The organism is Bacillus sp. UNCCL81 (assembly GCF_900112535.1).
Taxonomy (GTDB): Bacteria; Bacillota; Bacilli; order Bacillales; family Bacillaceae_G; genus Gottfriedia; species Gottfriedia luciferensis_B.
Genome location: NZ_FOMF01000008.1, coordinates 1 through 17,382 on the forward strand (window position 1 = coordinate 1; position 17,382 = coordinate 17,382).

The window sequence follows — 17,382 nt, forward strand, 5'->3', positions numbered from 1 at the left end:
AAATGGCAGGTTAGTTCAATAAAAAATCACATAATTATGGTAAAATATACCAAAGAGGTGATGGGAAATTATGAAAAAGAATTATACAGTTTTCTTTTTGTTATTGTTTGTTGCATCTATTGCTGGGGGTATGGCACTTAAAGATTATTTAGATTATTCAATGATTATAGGAGTTGGATTAGCTATGATATTTCTTTTTGCTTCAGTTTATTCTCTCGGAAAAAAGAATAGGGATAATAACTTTAATAACTAAATAGTTTATGCAATTAACGCAGTGCCTTAGTTGTATATCGGTAGGGGTTCATAATTTTACTAAATAGGGGTGAGAAAGTGGATAATATATCTTCATATTTTATCAGTTTATTAATTCCTTTTCTTATGGTTATTATTGGAGTTGTAAATAAAGTAAGGGCTCCCAAAAAAATCAATCATTTTTATGGTTATCGCACTTTTCGTTCTATGGCATCACAAAAAGCTTGGGATCATGCTCAAAAATTGTTAGGTTATTATTCCGTTAGATTTGGCATCTGTAATATTGCGATTGTGATATTACTTTTGTATCTTTTACCTTTTTCAGTGGATGTAGTTACGTTTATTAATATGGGGTTAAGTATAATTTTTTTATTTATTCCTATTTTCTTTATCGAAAAAAATTTAAAGAAAAACTTTCAGTAACATAACTTAGATTTTAAAAGTTCTTATTCAACTAAAGCATGCGTTAGTTGCATAAGGAAAAGCAAAGACCACAAATTTTTGTGGTCTTTTTTTCGCTCAAAAATCAACAATTTGCTATAACAGAGCTAAAAAATAAAAAAGAAAACGTAAAAGATAATCTATCTAATACGTTTTCTGTATTTAAACTTTATTTATTATTGATCACAAGCAATTCCGTCTCGATCACGATCTAACTTAGTACTATAACCTGGTTCTCCTCTATGAATCGGTGCTGCTCCAGCTGCTTCTACAGCCGAACAGTTAGGATAATAGACATCAGCTGCTGCTTGAGCAGCTTCCTCTTCTTTTTGACGCTTTTCTTCTGCAATTCGGGCTGCTTCTTCTTTTTTACGTTTTTCTTCTGCTATTCGAGCTGCTTCTTCTTTCTGACGTTTTTCCTCTGCAATTCTTACTTCTTCTTTTTTACGTTTTTCTTCTGCTATTCGAGCTGCCTCTTCTTGCTTTTGTTTTTCTTTATCTATATCTTTAGTTGATGTTGATGTCTTCTCACTTGAGGCTTCTTTAACTTGAGTAGTATTAGAATCTTCACCAAAGATCATTGTTAGAATAATTAGTAATGAAAAAGCATAGAAGACTGATGCAATTGATTTCTTCCATATTTTACCACTACGGAATCCAAGTATTTTTTGATACCATTTACGTTTTTTAATAATAAAATTAATATCATCGCTTGATAGGGTTGAAACAAAATCTTTACCTGAGTTAGTAAAAATCAGCTTACCCTCACCCGTTACAATTTCAGTCTTCATCGCAAAATAATCTACAACCGAATTATTAAACTTTGCTAATGGCCATGATAATATTTTTTTAGCTTTTCGTCCTGAATTATCATATTCATATAGCCATACAAGTTTGTCAACGACAATAAAATTACCCTTCTTTTCCTTTTCATGATAAGTAGCTTCTAAGATTAATTTACTTTCAGGGTGTTTTTCTTGAAGTAATCTAGTACCATTTTTGGAGAATCCCATATTATCACGTTTAATAAGGTTTTGAGTTGTTTTAATATTATTTTTTTGAAGATCTGCTAACTTCTCAGCATGTAAAAAACATTGGAAATTATGTGTTACAGTAGTTAAAAATTCTTGTTGAGGATTGTGGATTTTTTCCTCTAGAATATCAAAAAATTCCTGAGCATCATTGTTTTTCTTAATGTCATCAAAGCTTCTATTTGATCGCTTTACAAAAAGTGTTAATCGCCACTCATCCTTATCTTTACCATCAGTTTGTACATTAACGTCATTTATATCTGAATAAACAATTGAAGTATGTTCATATTTAGAGATAAAAAGTAAACGACTATTTGTTAATACAAGTATCCCATTAATTTCTTTACCGCTTTTTTTGTCAAACTCCGCAGCTATACTCTTCAACACTACCTCATCAGCAGACAATATATTTTGCTGAGCATTAAGCAATGTTGTTTCGTACTTTGACTTCAATGATTTTTGTGATGAAGTCGGGTTATTTCCAATCCATTTTTCCATGATGTCCTCCAAAGATAGTAAAATAGTAAAATAATTTTAAAAAACATAATGTGGCAGAATAATAATTTAGTTAAAAACAGATTAAATTTATTAATTTTCCGTAATAATTATAACGTTTCGACCTTTTCAGTACAATATATTAGTAAATTTACCTATAAAATGTATTCTTTGATTTTTTTTGTTATTCCCTTACTTTACTAACTCTTAACAATTCAATTTTTAACTATACATGCTATCTATCAGAATCAACGGAAAACCTCTACTCCCTTCCCTTTTTCAATTGCCAAAAGAGATAACAAGGAAATCCTTATGTTATTGCCTAGAAAAAAGACGCCTATTTTAAATAGTAAAGGCCCTCCTAGTGATTAACTAAGAGAGCCTTTTCATGTGAACTATTACTTGCTTACTTTTTCAGCTAACATTCCTGGAATTGAAATATCCCAAACTGACACAACATCACCTTCTACATAATCAGTTACACCAGGATACTCAACGTAGATTACATCATCATAATTATAGCCGTAGCTATCTTTTGTAACAGCGATGCGGATATTTGAGTAGTTGTCATCTTCCATAATTTGAATGATTTCACCAGTGTATTTTACAAATTCGCCTTTGTAGCTATCTGGATTTTTCTTAAGGTGAGGATAATCAATTGGTTTTGCATTAGCAAACTTTTGAGCTTTTTCTTTTGCTTTACGTTCTGCTTCCGCTGCCATTATGTTGAATAAGTATTAACAAAATTCTGGTCAGAATTTCAATTTGCGATTTTTTGTTTTTTAGAACAAAGGGGATGAGGAATACACATACAAAAAAACCACCTATTAAAGGTGGTCTAGATATACTTCCGATGAATATTCTTCCCATCATAACTAAACAAAACAGACTTATTCTCAATATTCGTCTCTAAATGAACCCCTCTACCCCACAACTGATGAATATAAGGCATCACCTTTTCAACATACTTCACATCAAGTTCCATATGTTCATAGGAATGCTTCAAATAAAGCTCACCATTTTTTAAATAATCTCCTTCTTGAACAACGATATATGGGAAACCGCCATTTACTCGACTAACTACAAGTTGATCTCGTACATTTTCCCATGCTTTATCAGTAACTTTATATTCCTTACCTTGTCTTTGGAATAGATACATATCTTCACGCATGACAAGATCTTTCGTTAAGTAGTTTCGTATAAATGAACTATCAGATTCTAGCTCACGTACTTCAAACATTTTTTCTCGACCACTGCCTGGTTTAACACCTAATTCTTTCATTTCTTTCGTTGGATTATTATATCGCTCTTCTATATCTTCAAACATTCTTAATCCTAAATAATACGGGTTAATGCTTGTTTTTGACGGCTGAACTACTCCTGCATTAAGCTTTGCGTACTCAATTGCTTCATTTGAATCAAGATTTAATTCACGCATAATTCTTATATGCCAATAACTTGCCCAGCCTTCATTCATAATTTTCGTTTCAAGCTGTGGCCAGAAATAAAGCATTTCTTCTCGTAACATAGTAAGGATGTCACGTTGCCATTCTTCTAGTTCTCTAGAATATTCTTCGATAAATAATAAGATATCTTTTTCGGGTTGTGGTGGGAATTGTTTACGTTTAATCGGGATCAAGTTTGAATCATTTTTCTTTTCTTTACTTTGATCCATATTCCATAAATCGTCATATGGTGTAACTCTTTTTTTCTCTTTCATTGGGAAATCACTTTCTAAATCATAAGCTAGTTTTGGTCGCATCAATGAAGGATCAATATGCTCTTGAATTGAGAGTACTGCATCTAGGAAATTTTCTACTTCTTGTTTTCCGTATATATGTTCATAGTGTTTAATTCGTTCAGCAGTAGCTGCCATACTTTCAACCATATCTCTCTTCGTATTTGAGAAACGAATATTATTTTTAAAGAAGTCACAGTGTGCTAAAACGTGTGCAACGATTAATTTATTTTGAACGAGAGAGTTTGTATCTAATAAAAACGCATAACATGGATCAGAGTTGATTACCAATTCATAAATTTTGCTTAGTCCCAAATCGTAATGAAGCTTCATTTTATAAAACTGTTTTCCAAAGCTCCAGTGGGAGAATCTTGTAGGCATACCGTAAGCGCCAAATGTATAAATGATATCTGCAGGACAGATTTCATAGCGCATTGGGTAAAAGTCTAGCCCAAATCCTCTCGCAATCTCTGTAATTTCGTCAATAGCATATTCCAACGCTCTATAATCACTCGCCTTCATCACACTCTCCTCCTGTCTCTTCTTATATTATTCTATGAACTAAAAATTGAATTAATGTAAAAATAGTCATATCCAAACTATATTCATTTATCTAATTCGAAATTTTTCAAAAAAACATAAACACAAAAAACGTATGAAAAAAATTCATACGGTAGTTCATTTTATTTGTGCAATGTGATTGATATAACTTCATTTTTGAATTTTTTTTTGATTAAGAAAATCTAATTAGTTTGGAGTACATAGTTTCTCCAGATTGCTTATTATTTTAATCTTATTATCCCTGTTTCAAATAAAAGTATACTTAAGTGTTGGAAAAGATTTTATCTGTAGGGGAGAATTCAGATTAAATCAATAGGAGCAATTATATTCCGGGAACCGCAATTAATTTCCGCGAATCGCATTAAATTCCGGAAATCGCAATTAATTTCTTCGAATCGCAATTAATTTCCGCGAATCGCAATTAATTTCCGCGAATCGCAATTAATTTCGCGAATCGCAATTAATTTCCGTGAATCGCAATTAATTTCCGCAAATCGCAATTAATTTCCGTGAATCGCAATTAATTTCCGTGAATCGCAATTAATTTCCGCAAATCGCAATTAATTTCCGTGAATCGCAATTAATTTCCGCGAATCGCAATAAACTCCAGGAATAGCAATTAAAACTCCAACCTAAATACAAAAAATAACAGTAATCAATATATTTTGGGCAAATTTCATCTATTTTGAGTTCCATTTAACTTAAATTGATCAAAACCAATAAAGTATTGCTAAAATACGAAAAATCATAACACTTTACTTCCTGTTTCCCCTTTCATTCTTGCACTTAACCATCCTTTTTTTACCTAACCTCTACCGTAACCTTTTGTTAAATTCTCTCATGGCTAATTAATTTTTTTCGCCATAAACTATGTGTACCCTCTAAAAAGGAGGTTCACAATGCAAGTACAATCCGATTATGATTTAGCATTGTATTACACTTATTGTTGTCAATGGGATAAGCTTCTCGTGTTAATGGTAAATACGAAAGACGAACTTTTTTCAAAGCGTATCGAACATTTTCTACATGCCTTTAAATACGAGAGGGATTTAGCGATCATTGATGAAAAACTAAAAGGTATGTTCCAGCATATTGAGCATGCCACTAGAGAAGAAAGCGCAGAGGAACAATCTTTTATCTCATCATTAGAGCTTTAACTAAAAATAAATGAAAAGAGCGACTAAATAGTCGCTCTTTTTTTAGACTAATACTTCAATTTTTTCCATAAATGCTTGTTGTAAACTATCCAATTTTTGGATGCTATCTTGACGAGATTGTCCAACAATTCCAAAATAGAACTTGATTTTTGGTTCAGTTCCAGATGGGCGTAAGCATACCCATGAACCGTCTTCAAGTTGATACTTTAATACGTTTGATTTAGGTAGAAGTATTTGCTCTTTTTGTCCTGAATCTAAAGTCGTTTTCTCTTGAAGTTTATAGTCTTCAACTGTAACAACTTTTAGACCATTTATATCAACCGGAGGATTTTGACGGTAATTTGTTAAAATCGATTGGATTTTTTCTGTACCTTCAATCCCTTTTAATGTTAATGATTTTAGTCCTTCTAGGTAATAGCCATATTGCTCATATAGGCTATTTAGGCCTTCATATAAAGTCATACCTTTTGTTTTGTAATAAGTAGCAATTTCTGCAGCAAGTACTGTTGCTTGGATTGCGTCTTTATCACGAACAAATGGTTTAATTAAGTAGCCATAGCTTTCTTCATAACCGAATAAGAATGAGTATTCGTTCGTTTGCTCATATTCTTTAATTTTTTCACCAATAAACTTAAATCCAGTAAGTGTATCGATTGTTTTAACACCTAATTTTGATGCGATTACTTGACCAAATTCAGATGTAACGATTGTTTTAAGTAATAGAGCATTTGAAGGTACATCTTGTTGGCTTAATAAATAATGAAGCATTAATGCTCCTGTTTGATTTCCAGTTAGGACTACATATTCGCCTTTTTCATTTTTCGTAGCGATTCCTAAACGGTCAGCATCAGGGTCAGTTGCAATTAATACATCTGCATCAATCTCTTTACCGTAACGAATTGCATATTCAAATGCTGCGTGTTCTTCAGGGTTTGGTGATTTTACAGTTGTAAAATTTGGATCTGCTTTTGCTTGTTCTTCAACAATTGTTACATTTTCAAAGCCAACTGCTTTTAATGACATTGTTGCAGGTAGTAATGCTGTGCCATGTAATGGAGTAAAGACAATTTTTAAATCCTTACCATGTTCTTGAACTAATTCGTTATTAACAACAACAGTCTTTAGTTGCTCTACATATAATTTGTCCATTTCTGCATCTAATCTATGTATTAAGCCTTTATCAACTAATTCTTTTTCAGAAGATACTTCAATTTCTAACTCATTTTCAAATGAATTAACATATTCAATTACTTGATCAGCAGCAGCTGGAGGTAATTGTCCACCGTCATCACCATAAACTTTAAATCCGTTATATTCAGGTGGATTATGACTAGCCGTAATGACAATTCCACCGAAGCAGTTTAACTCACGTACTGCAAATGATAATTCTGGTGTAGGACGTAATTCATTGAAGACATACGCCTTAATACCATGGGTCGCAAGTGTTTTTGCTGCTTCCATTGCAAACTCAGGACTTTTATGACGAGAATCGAAAGCAATTGCAACTCCACGGTTTTTTGCTTCTTCTCCAAAGCTTTCAATATATTTTGCAAAACCAGCAGATGCTTTACGGATAGTATAAATGTTCATACGATTCGTTCCAGGCCCGATTTCCCCGCGCATTCCACCAGTTCCAAATTCTAAATTTTGATAAAAGCTTTCCTTAAGTATAAGGTGATTATTCTCAAGATTAATTAATTGTTCTTTTAGTTCTTGATCTAATGTCGGTGATTGAATCCATTTCTCATAAGTTGTTTCCCAATTCATATTGTTCTCCTCCTATACTTAATCAGAGTTTTGATTCGATAAAAGTCTTACGAACTCCTTCTATATAACAAAAGTTTACAATATTCTCACTAAAATTTCTATAAATGCACTATTTTAATCTGAATGAGATTGAAAAGTATGTAGAAAATAAAAACTAAAGGAGGGTGAGTTCATGCCAGAAATTAGATGTAGTGTTGCAAATTGTAATTTTTGGGGGCAGGGAAACTTTTGCCAAGCAGACTCAATTCTTGTTCAAACCGAAGCATACGAATACTCAAATGACTTTGATTTAACGATTCAAAATGCAGTCTTAGACGGTGAGATAACTACTTCTGCTGTACATAGTGGTGAAACTTGCTGTCATACGTTTCGACCTAAATATTAATGAAATGGTGCCATTTACATTTTCGTATATGGCACCATTTTATTAGTTTATCCGTTCACAATTACTCCACCATTAACATGAATGATTTGTCCTGTAATAAAGGAAGCTTCATTGCTGGCTAAATAAAGATATGCCGGTGCGAGCTCTACTGGTTGTCCAGCTCTTTTCATAGGAGTTGTGCTACCAAACTTTGCTACTTCTTGTTCATCAAAACTTGCTGGGATCAATGGTGTCCAAATTGGCCCAGGAGCTACACCATTAACACGAATTCCCTTTTGAGCAAGATTTGTAGAAAGTGAACGAGTAAATGTAACAATCGCTCCTTTCGTCGCAGAGTAATCCAATAATTGATCATGTCCTTTATAAGCAGTTATTGACGCAGTATTTATAATAGAGTCTCCTTGCTTCATATGTGGAAGGCAAGCTTTTGATAAAAAGAACATTGAAAAAATATTCGTTTCAAATGTTCTTTTCAATTGCTCTTCAGTAATGTCTTCTAAATTCTTTTGTGGATATTGAACAGCAGCATTGTTCACTAAAATGTTAATTTTCCCGAAGGTTTGAATTGCATTTTGAACGATTTGTTTACAAACTTCCTCTGTTCGAATGTCACATCTCATTATTTCACAATTTCCACCTAAATCATTTATAAATTTCTTTGTATCTTGTGCATCAACATCCTCATCGAAATACGGAATAAAAACTGATGCCCCTTCTTTTGCAAAAAGTATTGCAACAGCTCTTCCAATTCCACTATCTCCCCCAGTAATAATGGCTACTTTTTCCTTTAATTTACCACTTGGCGTGTAGTTTGGATCATCTGATATAGGTATTGGCGTCATTTCCTTTTCGATACCTGGTTGCTTATTTTGATGTTGCGGATCAAATTTAGTCGGAAACTGTTTCTGATTCATTTACTACATCCTCCTTTAAAATAATTCAGATTTAGCATACCCAAATCGTACTTTTAGGAATACTAAACATAGTTGAATTTGTTAAAAGCTGTAAAATTCACAAAAACTATTGCACTTTCACAATAAAACGAATAATATTAATAACTGTTGAGTATATCATTCGTATTTTTTAACAAGGAGAACTATTATGTTTAAATTAAAAGAAGCTAACACTTCAGTTAAAACAGAAGTAATAGCTGGTTTTACCACTTTTTTAACAATGGCTTATATAATAATTGTTAATCCTATAATTTTATCTGCTGCTGGCGTCCCATTTGACCAAGCATTTACTGCAACAATCATTGCAACTTTAGTCGGAACATTATTTATGGCATTGTTCGGAAACTATCCAATTGCAATTGCTCCCGGAATGGGAATGAATGCATATTTTGCTTATTCAGTTGTTTCAAAAGCACATGGTATTTCATATCAATTGGCTTTCTCAGCTGTATTCGTTACAGGTATTTTATTCGTAATTCTATCTTTAACTAAATTTAGAACTCATTTAATAGAAGCAATTCCAAATACATTAAAACATGCAATTAGTGTTGGAATTGGATTATTTATCGCTTTTATAGGTTTACGTCTTTCAGGTATAATCGTTGCTAACAAAGATAATCTTGTAGGATTAGGCGATCTTCATTCGCCTGGAGTAGTTCTTACTCTAGTCGGAATTGCCATTACAGTGATCTTATTTGCCTTAAATGTAAACGGAGCTTTATTCTTCGGAATGGTTTCAACAGCAATCATTGCGGGCTTTGCTGGAAAATTACACATTAAAGGAAGTATTTTCTCTTTACCTAAATTACCTGAGCATATTATTGTTGCTAATCCAATAACTGCATTTTCAGATGTCGTTCATTATGGATTATATTCAGTTGTCTTTTCGTTTTTATTAGTTACAATTTTTGATACGACAGGTACATTTTTGGGTGTAGCTTCACAAGCTGGTTTATTAAATAAGAAAGATGAAAAACGTACTGGTCGTGCGATGCTTTCTGATTCACTTGGTACAACAATTGGAGCTATGTTTGGTACTTCACCTACAACTGCTTATATCGAGTCTACTGCTGGTGTTGCAGCTGGAGGTAGAACTGGTTTAACGGCACTTGTTGTTGCATTACTATTCGTTTTTGCAGCATTCTTTAGCCCACTTGTTAATTCAATTTCTGATGTAGCAGCAATTACATCACCGTCATTAATCGTAGTAGGTTGCTTAATGATGGGTAGCGTTCGTCATATTGAGTGGGATAACTTTGAAGAAGCATTCCCTGCATTTCTAGTTATTATCACAATGCCACTTACATCAAGTATTGCTACAGGTATTGCTCTTGGGTTTATTACCTATCCATTATTAAAAGTCGTTAAAGGGAAAGCAAAAAATGTTAAACCAGTTATTTATATATTTGGTATTTTATTCTTAATCCAAATGGTTTTTTTCCCACATTAATATTAAATATTTCAAGGCACATGATCTTTAAAAAGATTAATGTGCTTTTTTATTTTTTTTTTAGGTACTAGCCTTTCCTTGATGGGACATCTATGCATATTTTGTTTATGTAGATTATTCAAGGAGGTGTTCTACGATGTGGAACAACCAAGATCAAGTCAACATGAACTCAAGTAGATGTAGACGTAATGACTGTGATTGTGACGATTGCAGAAGAAGACGTTGCGACTGTGATGATTGCCATCGAGATCGTTGTGATTGCCATAACCATGATTGTCACTGCAGATGCCGATGCTGTTGTACTAGAAGAAAAAGTAACTGTGGCTGTATGAATCCGTGTTTAGGTGTCGATATGGTAATGTTTGAAATGATGATGAAAAACATGATGAACAATAATAACAACAAAAATAATAATAATAATAAGGATTAATCTATCTTCTCCCTCCCCCAAAAAAAACAACCTGAATTTAACAGGTTGATCAAACTGATGCAAACGCTCGATTTCTTAGTGTTTCGCTTTTATAATATGCTTCGTACTTTGAAAGACAAGCGTTTTCAATCAGTCTAAATAGTTTAATTTTCAACATATTAAAACGACCTGATTAACAGGTCGTTTTTTCATACGATATAAAACCTAAAATTTGTTCACGAAGCCGCTTAGCATCTTCATATCCTTCTTTATAAAGCTCTAATAAACGTTCTTTTTTCCGTTCGATTCGGCTAACCTTTAACTTTTGTATAGGACGAATGACTAATATATTTCCAGCTTTTTCTTGCTCCTCAATATATTCAAGTTGCTTATTATAAACTTCATACCTATTTAGTACTGCTTGAACAAGCCCTGAATAATCCTTATACTTTCTTTGCAAATACCAAGTTCCTTTTGATGGTTTTTTACGATAACCAGCATTTCTAGTCAAAACAACTATATTTTTACTGTTGCCATCTGCTTCAGATTTACCGATTGGAATCGGATCTGCAATGCCACCATCCATCAAGAAATGATCATTAAACTTAATGATTGGAGCCATTAACGGTAAAGAACTTGATGCCCGAATTATATTTAACATATCTGTTGATTCTACAATTTGATCTTTATCAAAATAGACAGGTTCTCCTGTAACACAATCAGTCGTACCAACTACAAATTTTTGCTCAGCATTATAAAACGAATTAAAATCAAATGGATCTAACTCATTAGGAATAATATCAAATAATAAGTCCATACCAAAAAGCTGCTTATTACGAATTAAATTTTTAAAAGAAATATAATCTGGATGCTGTAAAAATTCCGTATTTACTCGTTTATTACGACCATGTTGTTTTGATAGATAAGAAGTACCCATACAAGCACCCGCAGAAACACCTATCACATAAGGAATTTCTATATTTTGTTCAAGAAAATAATCAAGAACACCGGCAGTATAAATCCCCCTCATTCCTCCACCTTCGAGAACTAACCCCATTCCATTCATTTTCACAGCCCCCCTTTATTCAATTAGTTTAGGACAATCTATTTAAATATTTTATTATATGAGGTGTCGAAAGGGAAGAAATTAGAGTTGAGTACGAGACAAGGTGTGCAATTTTGATTTAACTTTTAAGGTGAGAAATTCCTCGAAGCTGCAATTAAATTTCGGATATCGCAATTAAATTCTGGATATCGCAATTAAATTCTGGGTATCGCAATTAAATTCCAGGAATCGCAATTAAATTTCGGATATCGCAATTAAATTTCCGGTATCGCAATTAAATTCCAGGAATCGCAATTAAATTCTGGGTATCGCAATTAAATTCCAGGTATCGCAATTAAATTCTGGGTATCACAATTAAATTCCAGGAATCGCAATTAAATTTCGGGTATCGCAATTAAATTCCAGGTATCGCAATTAAATTCCAGGTATCGCAATTAAATTCCAGGTATCACAATTAAAGTTCGGGTATTGCAATTAAATTCCAGGAATCGCAATTAAATTTCGGGTACCGCAATTTAATTGCGGGTATCGCAATTAAATTCCAGAAATCGCAATTAAATTCTGAGAATCGCAATTATAATACTCAAATTCCCCGCTCATCTCATAAAATTAATTCGTTTCCACCCTTCTTATTCAATTTTTCAAATTATTGGTTGGTTTCATTAAAAAATGCTATATAAATCACTACATTCTCACTTCTCAAACAAAAAAACAGACCCCATAAAGGTCTGTCCTCTATACTTCCTTCTTACTTCTTTTTTGTTTTTCCCGGTACAAATATTTCTTTAACACCTTCAACACTTTTCAAAGATGTAGTATGATATGTTCCTTTTGCCCAATCTTCCATTTGATCACTATACCATTTGCTTCCGAGGTTTCCGGATTGTCCTGGTCCAACTACGTTTACTGATTTACTTAAATCTGCAAAGTCTACAACAGTTCTCCATGATGCACCATGGTCTACGATTCCTTGGTCATCATATCCTGCTGCTTTAACTGTAGTTGAGCTGCCTCCTACTGGGATTGGATCTCTTGCATTAAAGAAATAGCTTAAGATTTTAATACTAGATAATGGGTGTTCGAAAGCAACTTTATGGTGATCCCCCCATTTCCACTTAGCTGCATTTTCACCGTCTGTTTTGCTAATATTTTTAATTGTTGATTTGAAGGTTTTTAATAAAAGTTTATCAATTCCGCCTTGTTCATCAACCCAGATTACTTTTTTCCCATTTAAGCTGTCACGTAGCAATTGATCGACTACGACTTTGCGGTCTCCAAATAAATCCATCATATCGTTTGAAATTTGTTGATCGAACAATGCTTTATTTATTTCAGTCATCCACAATTGGAATATGAGAGGTGAAGCTTCATCTTTATCATCTATAAAATTCCATTTTTCAAGTTCCTTTAAAGCTGATTTTTCAACAGATGATAATTGATCTTTATTTTGTTTTATTGACTTAATAAACTTCGGTGCATGCTCCTTCGCCTGTAAGTTCATTTCGTCCATTTGTAGCTTTTGCATATCTTTAACAGTCAGTTTGTCATTCTTTTTTAATACTTCCTGAATGCGTAATTGACGGTAAGGCTGTGCCCATGAATTTGAAATATGGTATGGATATGAATCATCCACTACTTTATTATTTGCAGATGAAATAAAGCCTTCCTTTGGGTTAACGATTGTTGGTAGTTCATCGTATGGAATGTATCCTTTCCAACCATAATCACTAGTCCAACCTGGGACTGGCATTAGCCCATCACCTTTTTTACGGATTGGAATTTTCCCATTCGCTCGGTAGGCAATTGTTCCGTCATCCGATGCAAATACGAAATTTTGAGCAGGAGCTTCAAATAAAGCTAATCCTTCTTTAAACGAATTCCAATCCTTTGCAACATCAAACTTTAAAACGGCTTCTAGCTCTGTTGTTGGTTGTAGTGCTGTCCATTGTAAAGAGAATACAGTATCTTTTCCAGCATCACTCGCAAATTCCGAGATCACTGGACCATGTCTCGTAATCATAACAGGTAAAACTTTATTCTTTTTACCTTTAATTTTGATCGTTTCATTTATAACCTTTGCCTTTTCCCATTGGCCATCATATAAAAATTCGTCTGATTTATTTGGATTTCGTTTTTCAATATATAAATCTTGTACATCTGGTCCTACGTTTGTTACTCCCCAGGCAATATGTTCATTATGACCAACGATGATTCCCGGCACCCCTGCAAAAATTACACCACTTACATTCATATCACCAGATTTTAATTGAGTTTCATACCAAATTGCCGGTGTCGCCAATCCTAAATGAGGATCATCTGCCAATAACGCTTTACCGGACTTAGTTTTAGAACCACTCACAACCCAATCATTACTACCATTCCAAACTGGGGGAATAACTGCACTTGCAAAGCTCTTTTCTACGTCTATTTTTGAAGTATTACTTGGAATAATATACGGATCTATATCATTATTAGCTGGGAATAGCTCCAAAGCCTTATCCTTTGGAAATTTATTCATAGCATAATAACGAAATGCTTGTTCATTCCAGTGACCGCCTAAATCAAATGCCATATATTTACCAATTACTAGTGAGTCAATTGCTGACCATTCAGTTGGTTTATATTTTAAAATTTTAAATTCAACTGCTAGTTTATTTTCTTTTATTGCGTATTTTATGTACGCATTTACGCCTTCTGCATACCAATTTAATACATTTTGTCCATTTTTATCGTATTTGCTATAAGAAGCTTCAGCAGCTCTTCTTAAACCAAGCGTTCGAAAATATGAGTCGCGCTCCACTGTTGCATCACCAATTATTTCACTTAATTGTCCGGACGCTTGCCTCCTGCTTAAATCCATTTGAAATAATCGATCTTGTGCAGTTACAAAGCCTTGCGCAACATACAAGTCATGCAAACTTTTAGCACTAATATGGGGTACTCCTTTATCATCCCTAACTACCTCAACTTTATGGTTTAACGTACGGATCGTTAAATTTCCTTTAATGCTTGGTAATGATTTTTTGGTTAAATACAAGCCAGTGCCCGCAACGATTAAGACGATAACGATTACGATAGTTGATGTAACTTTAATCCACTTTGGAAAGCGCTTCCGATTTTTTGAGATTTCAATAGGCGCACTCATTTTTCTCCCTCCTGCTTAAACTGCATATAAAACATATACTGTATAATAATTCTGCAAGTCTTTTTGCATTCCTTCTTATGACGAATGGGGTATAATACTATTTATTAACTTTAAAGGAGTGTATGGAAATGTCATTAAATTCTTGGTTCGAAAAAGGCATGACTTTTGAAGAATATGTGGAAGCAATGAATGTAAATAAAGAAGAACTTCTAAAGATCTATAATGAAGTAACGATTCCTGAAAGTACACAAGCAAAACTTGAACAATTAAAGAATCGTCATTGGAAGGTTGTTACTTTAACTGCAGATTGGTGTGGAGATGCATTACTTAATGTACCAGTTATTCAGAAAATGATGGAAAAAGCAAATATAGATACTAGATTCCTAATTCGTGATGAAAACCTAGAATTAATGGATCAATATTTAACTAATGGTAAATCTCGTTCTATTCCAATTTTTGTTTTTATGGATGAAAAAGGGAATGAAGTAAATGTTTGGGGTCCACGTTCTGCGGAGATTGAAGAAATTGTAGTTGAAATGAAAAAAGAGCTTCCAGATAAAGATGATCCAAATTTCCAAGAAAAACAAACTGCTGTTTTTAAAGCCATTCGAACAAACTTCGTTGAAGACAAAAAATACTGGAATTCGGTTATTAATAGTGTAGAAGAAAAACTATTCTCATAAGAAAAAGTACTGGTTATTTAGTTGAAAGAATTTTTCAATTAAATAGCCTTTTTATTTATCAGCTTAACAAAAAATTATATCGTAAAATTCTAATAGATTTTCACTGTAAAAATAACTTACTACTCCACCCATTGCGATGAATGGACCAAAAGGAATCGGATTTCGTTGCTTTAATTTTCCGGACAATATTACGACTAATCCGTAAATACTGCCTGAAAAACATGCAATTATAAATGCAATGAGAGTTAATTTCCAGCCTAAAATTATGCCTAGCACACTAAATAACTTTATGTCTCCTCCTCCCATACCACCTTTACTAATCAGATTAATTAGAAGCAAAACCACGAATGCTCCTATTGCTCCTACTATACTACTCCACCAAGGATCCAATGGAATTAAGATTCGTTCAAAACTAAAAATAAATAAAAAGATTAGTAGAATACGATTAGGGATAATCATATAGTTCACATCCGAAACAACAATAATAACTAATAAAGATATTATCGAAAGAGCAATCATTAACTCTTTATGAAAACCAGTTTCATAGATGGAAAAAACAAATAACATACCTGTTAGTATTTCAACTAATAAATATTGTTTGGAAATAAGACTACCACAACTTCGACATTTCCCTCTTTGGATTAAAAAAGAAAATACAGGTATTAATTCTAGAGATCTCAATTTATGTCCACAATTTGAACATGAGGAACCTGGTGAAATAATCGATTTCCCACTTGGAACTCTTAACCCGACAACATTAAAAAAAGAACCAAATACTAAACCAAAAACAAAAAAAGTAAAGTAGACTATTGCTATAATTACCAACTCCCTTAAAGTCATGTAACTAGTTTAGTTAAGGGTCATTATATCATTCGATCATAATCTACTTATTTATTAAAAATGAAAACTTTATGAAAGATAAAGAAAACTCAGCGATAGGTGGAGGCAAAGACGTAGTTGCACTTATATTTTATTCCTAAAAAAGTGCAAAAAAAAAGCAATCTACCATTCTTAAGAAAAGTAAATTGCATTTATTATTATGTTTATTTAATTACGCTACCTGAGCCAGCGAATTTTGGTTTCCAATATGTATTAGAAAGACTTACTACAGCTACTCCCTTACTTGAAGTCGCTGAAATAAATGTATTATTTCCCATGAAAATTCCTACATGGCTAATACCTTTTTTGTATGTATTTTTGAAGAAAACTAAATCACCAGGAACAGGCTTTTTAACAATTGAGCTGACAGTATACATCGACGAAGCAGTTCGAGGTAATGTAGTACCGACTTTTTTGTATACATACCCTACGTAACCTGAACAGTCAAAACCTTTAGTAGATGTACCACCAAAACGATATGGCACTCCAGTATATTGTTTAGCGATTTTTGTTACCTGATTTTTCTTTGAGTATGGGTTATATGTAGATGCTGCTTGTGATTTAGTCGTAAAAAATACCATGCTCAGTAAGCATACGAAAGCTATAAGGACTTGCTTTTTCATCTCTTTTCTCCCCCTTCATTGATAATGTAAGTCTAACAAAATATAATTTTGAAAGCCATTACAGGAGTGTTACAAATTGTCGAAGTGTTTGTAATACTATAAAACCTTGTAGGTTTTTGCCAAAAATATGCAGCAAAAAATGACTATCATTCGACAGCCATTTTTTAGGATATTGAGAAATTCGAACATCCATTGCCCCATTGCATAGGGCTGGTCTTACTTAATTTTTACGGTAAAATCTTGTTTCGTAGCCCTATTTGCGGTTTTCATAGTTTATATTGCAGCTTTGACTATTTTATTTGAAGATTTGCCAAATTTAATTGCAGTTCTGGCCATTTTATTTGCAC

General features: G+C 33.1%; 16 protein-coding genes. 7 read left to right on the forward strand and 9 right to left on the reverse strand.

The window, feature by feature from the left end; translation table 11 throughout:
- Positions 1–70: 70 nt before the first annotated feature.
- Both BM319_RS16980 and BM319_RS16985 read left to right on the forward strand, forming a co-directional pair.
- Positions 71–253, forward strand: coding sequence for a hypothetical protein (locus tag BM319_RS16980; RefSeq protein ID WP_069033017.1), 183 nt, complete (start codon positions 71–73; stop codon positions 251–253).
- Between the two features lie 77 nt (positions 254–330).
- On the forward strand, positions 331–675 hold the full coding sequence (locus BM319_RS16985; protein WP_091023754.1) for an SdpI family protein: 345 nt from the start codon (positions 331–333) through the stop codon (positions 673–675).
- A gap of 194 nt (positions 676–869) precedes the next feature.
- Here BM319_RS16985 and BM319_RS16990 read toward each other — a convergent pair whose 3' ends face one another.
- The 3 genes from BM319_RS16990 to BM319_RS17000 all read right to left on the reverse strand — a co-directional run bounded on the left by BM319_RS16990 (position 870) and on the right by BM319_RS17000 (position 4,479).
- Entirely contained in the window at positions 870–2,222 is a 1,353-nt protein-coding gene (locus BM319_RS16990; protein WP_091023756.1) for an excalibur calcium-binding domain-containing protein, read from the reverse strand.
- Between the two features lie 395 nt (positions 2,223–2,617).
- A complete protein-coding gene (locus BM319_RS16995; RefSeq protein WP_091023758.1) occupies positions 2,618–2,941 on the reverse strand; it encodes a hypothetical protein in 324 nt (107 codons plus the stop codon).
- Between the two features lie 116 nt (positions 2,942–3,057).
- Positions 3,058–4,479: a SpoVR family protein gene (locus BM319_RS17000; protein WP_091023760.1), complete on the reverse strand. Its 1,422-nt coding sequence runs from the start codon at positions 4,477–4,479 to the stop codon at positions 3,058–3,060.
- Between the two features lie 938 nt (positions 4,480–5,417).
- On the opposite strand from BM319_RS17000, the gene BM319_RS17005 reads away from it, so the two are divergent.
- Positions 5,418–5,675, forward strand: coding sequence for a YhdB family protein (locus BM319_RS17005; RefSeq protein ID WP_069032872.1), 258 nt, complete (start codon positions 5,418–5,420; stop codon positions 5,673–5,675).
- Positions 5,676–5,717: 42 nt separating this feature from the next.
- Here BM319_RS17005 and BM319_RS17010 read toward each other — a convergent pair whose 3' ends face one another.
- On the reverse strand, positions 5,718–7,442 hold the full coding sequence (locus tag BM319_RS17010) for a phospho-sugar mutase (RefSeq protein WP_091023762.1): 1,725 nt from the start codon (positions 7,440–7,442) through the stop codon (positions 5,718–5,720).
- Positions 7,443–7,614: 172 nt separating this feature from the next.
- Here BM319_RS17010 and BM319_RS17015 point away from each other — a divergent pair, with 172 nt between their 5' ends.
- Positions 7,615–7,827 carry a DUF1540 domain-containing protein gene (locus BM319_RS17015; RefSeq protein WP_056471273.1) on the forward strand — a complete coding sequence of 71 codons (213 nt, stop codon included), beginning with the start codon at positions 7,615–7,617 and terminating at the stop codon, positions 7,825–7,827.
- A gap of 47 nt (positions 7,828–7,874) precedes the next feature.
- Here BM319_RS17015 and BM319_RS17020 read toward each other — a convergent pair whose 3' ends face one another.
- Positions 7,875–8,741, reverse strand: coding sequence for an SDR family oxidoreductase (locus BM319_RS17020; RefSeq protein ID WP_091023764.1), 867 nt, complete (start codon positions 8,739–8,741; stop codon positions 7,875–7,877).
- 187 nt (positions 8,742–8,928) lie between these two features.
- Between BM319_RS17020 and BM319_RS17025 the strand changes: the two genes are divergently transcribed.
- Positions 8,929–10,230: an NCS2 family permease gene (locus tag BM319_RS17025; RefSeq protein ID WP_069032869.1), complete on the forward strand. Its 1,302-nt coding sequence runs from the start codon at positions 8,929–8,931 to the stop codon at positions 10,228–10,230.
- A 136-nt stretch (positions 10,231–10,366) separates the two neighbouring features.
- Entirely contained in the window at positions 10,367–10,660 is a 294-nt protein-coding gene (locus tag BM319_RS24930; protein ID WP_139116344.1) for a hypothetical protein, read from the forward strand.
- 172 nt (positions 10,661–10,832) lie between these two features.
- Here the strand turns inward: BM319_RS24930 and BM319_RS17030 are convergent, their stop codons facing one another.
- Positions 10,833–11,705, reverse strand: a complete 873-nt coding sequence (locus tag BM319_RS17030) for a patatin-like phospholipase family protein (protein WP_091023766.1) — start codon at positions 11,703–11,705, stop codon at positions 10,833–10,835.
- Between the two features lie 748 nt (positions 11,706–12,453).
- Positions 12,454–14,850: a penicillin acylase family protein gene (locus tag BM319_RS17035; protein ID WP_091023768.1), complete on the reverse strand. Its 2,397-nt coding sequence runs from the start codon at positions 14,848–14,850 to the stop codon at positions 12,454–12,456.
- 128 nt (positions 14,851–14,978) lie between these two features.
- Here BM319_RS17035 and BM319_RS17040 point away from each other — a divergent pair, with 128 nt between their 5' ends.
- Positions 14,979–15,533 (forward strand): thioredoxin family protein, encoded by a 555-nt coding sequence (locus BM319_RS17040; RefSeq protein ID WP_091023770.1) that lies wholly within the window; start codon positions 14,979–14,981, stop codon positions 15,531–15,533.
- A 63-nt stretch (positions 15,534–15,596) separates the two neighbouring features.
- Here BM319_RS17040 and BM319_RS17045 read toward each other — a convergent pair whose 3' ends face one another.
- Both BM319_RS17045 and BM319_RS17050 read right to left on the reverse strand, forming a co-directional pair.
- Positions 15,597–16,373 (reverse strand): prepilin peptidase, encoded by a 777-nt coding sequence (locus BM319_RS17045; protein WP_091023772.1) that lies wholly within the window; start codon positions 16,371–16,373, stop codon positions 15,597–15,599.
- 203 nt (positions 16,374–16,576) lie between these two features.
- Complete coding sequence (locus BM319_RS17050; protein WP_069032864.1) at positions 16,577–17,035, reverse strand: C40 family peptidase; 459 nt, start codon at positions 17,033–17,035, stop codon at positions 16,577–16,579.
- Between the last annotated feature and the right edge of the window lie 347 nt (positions 17,036–17,382).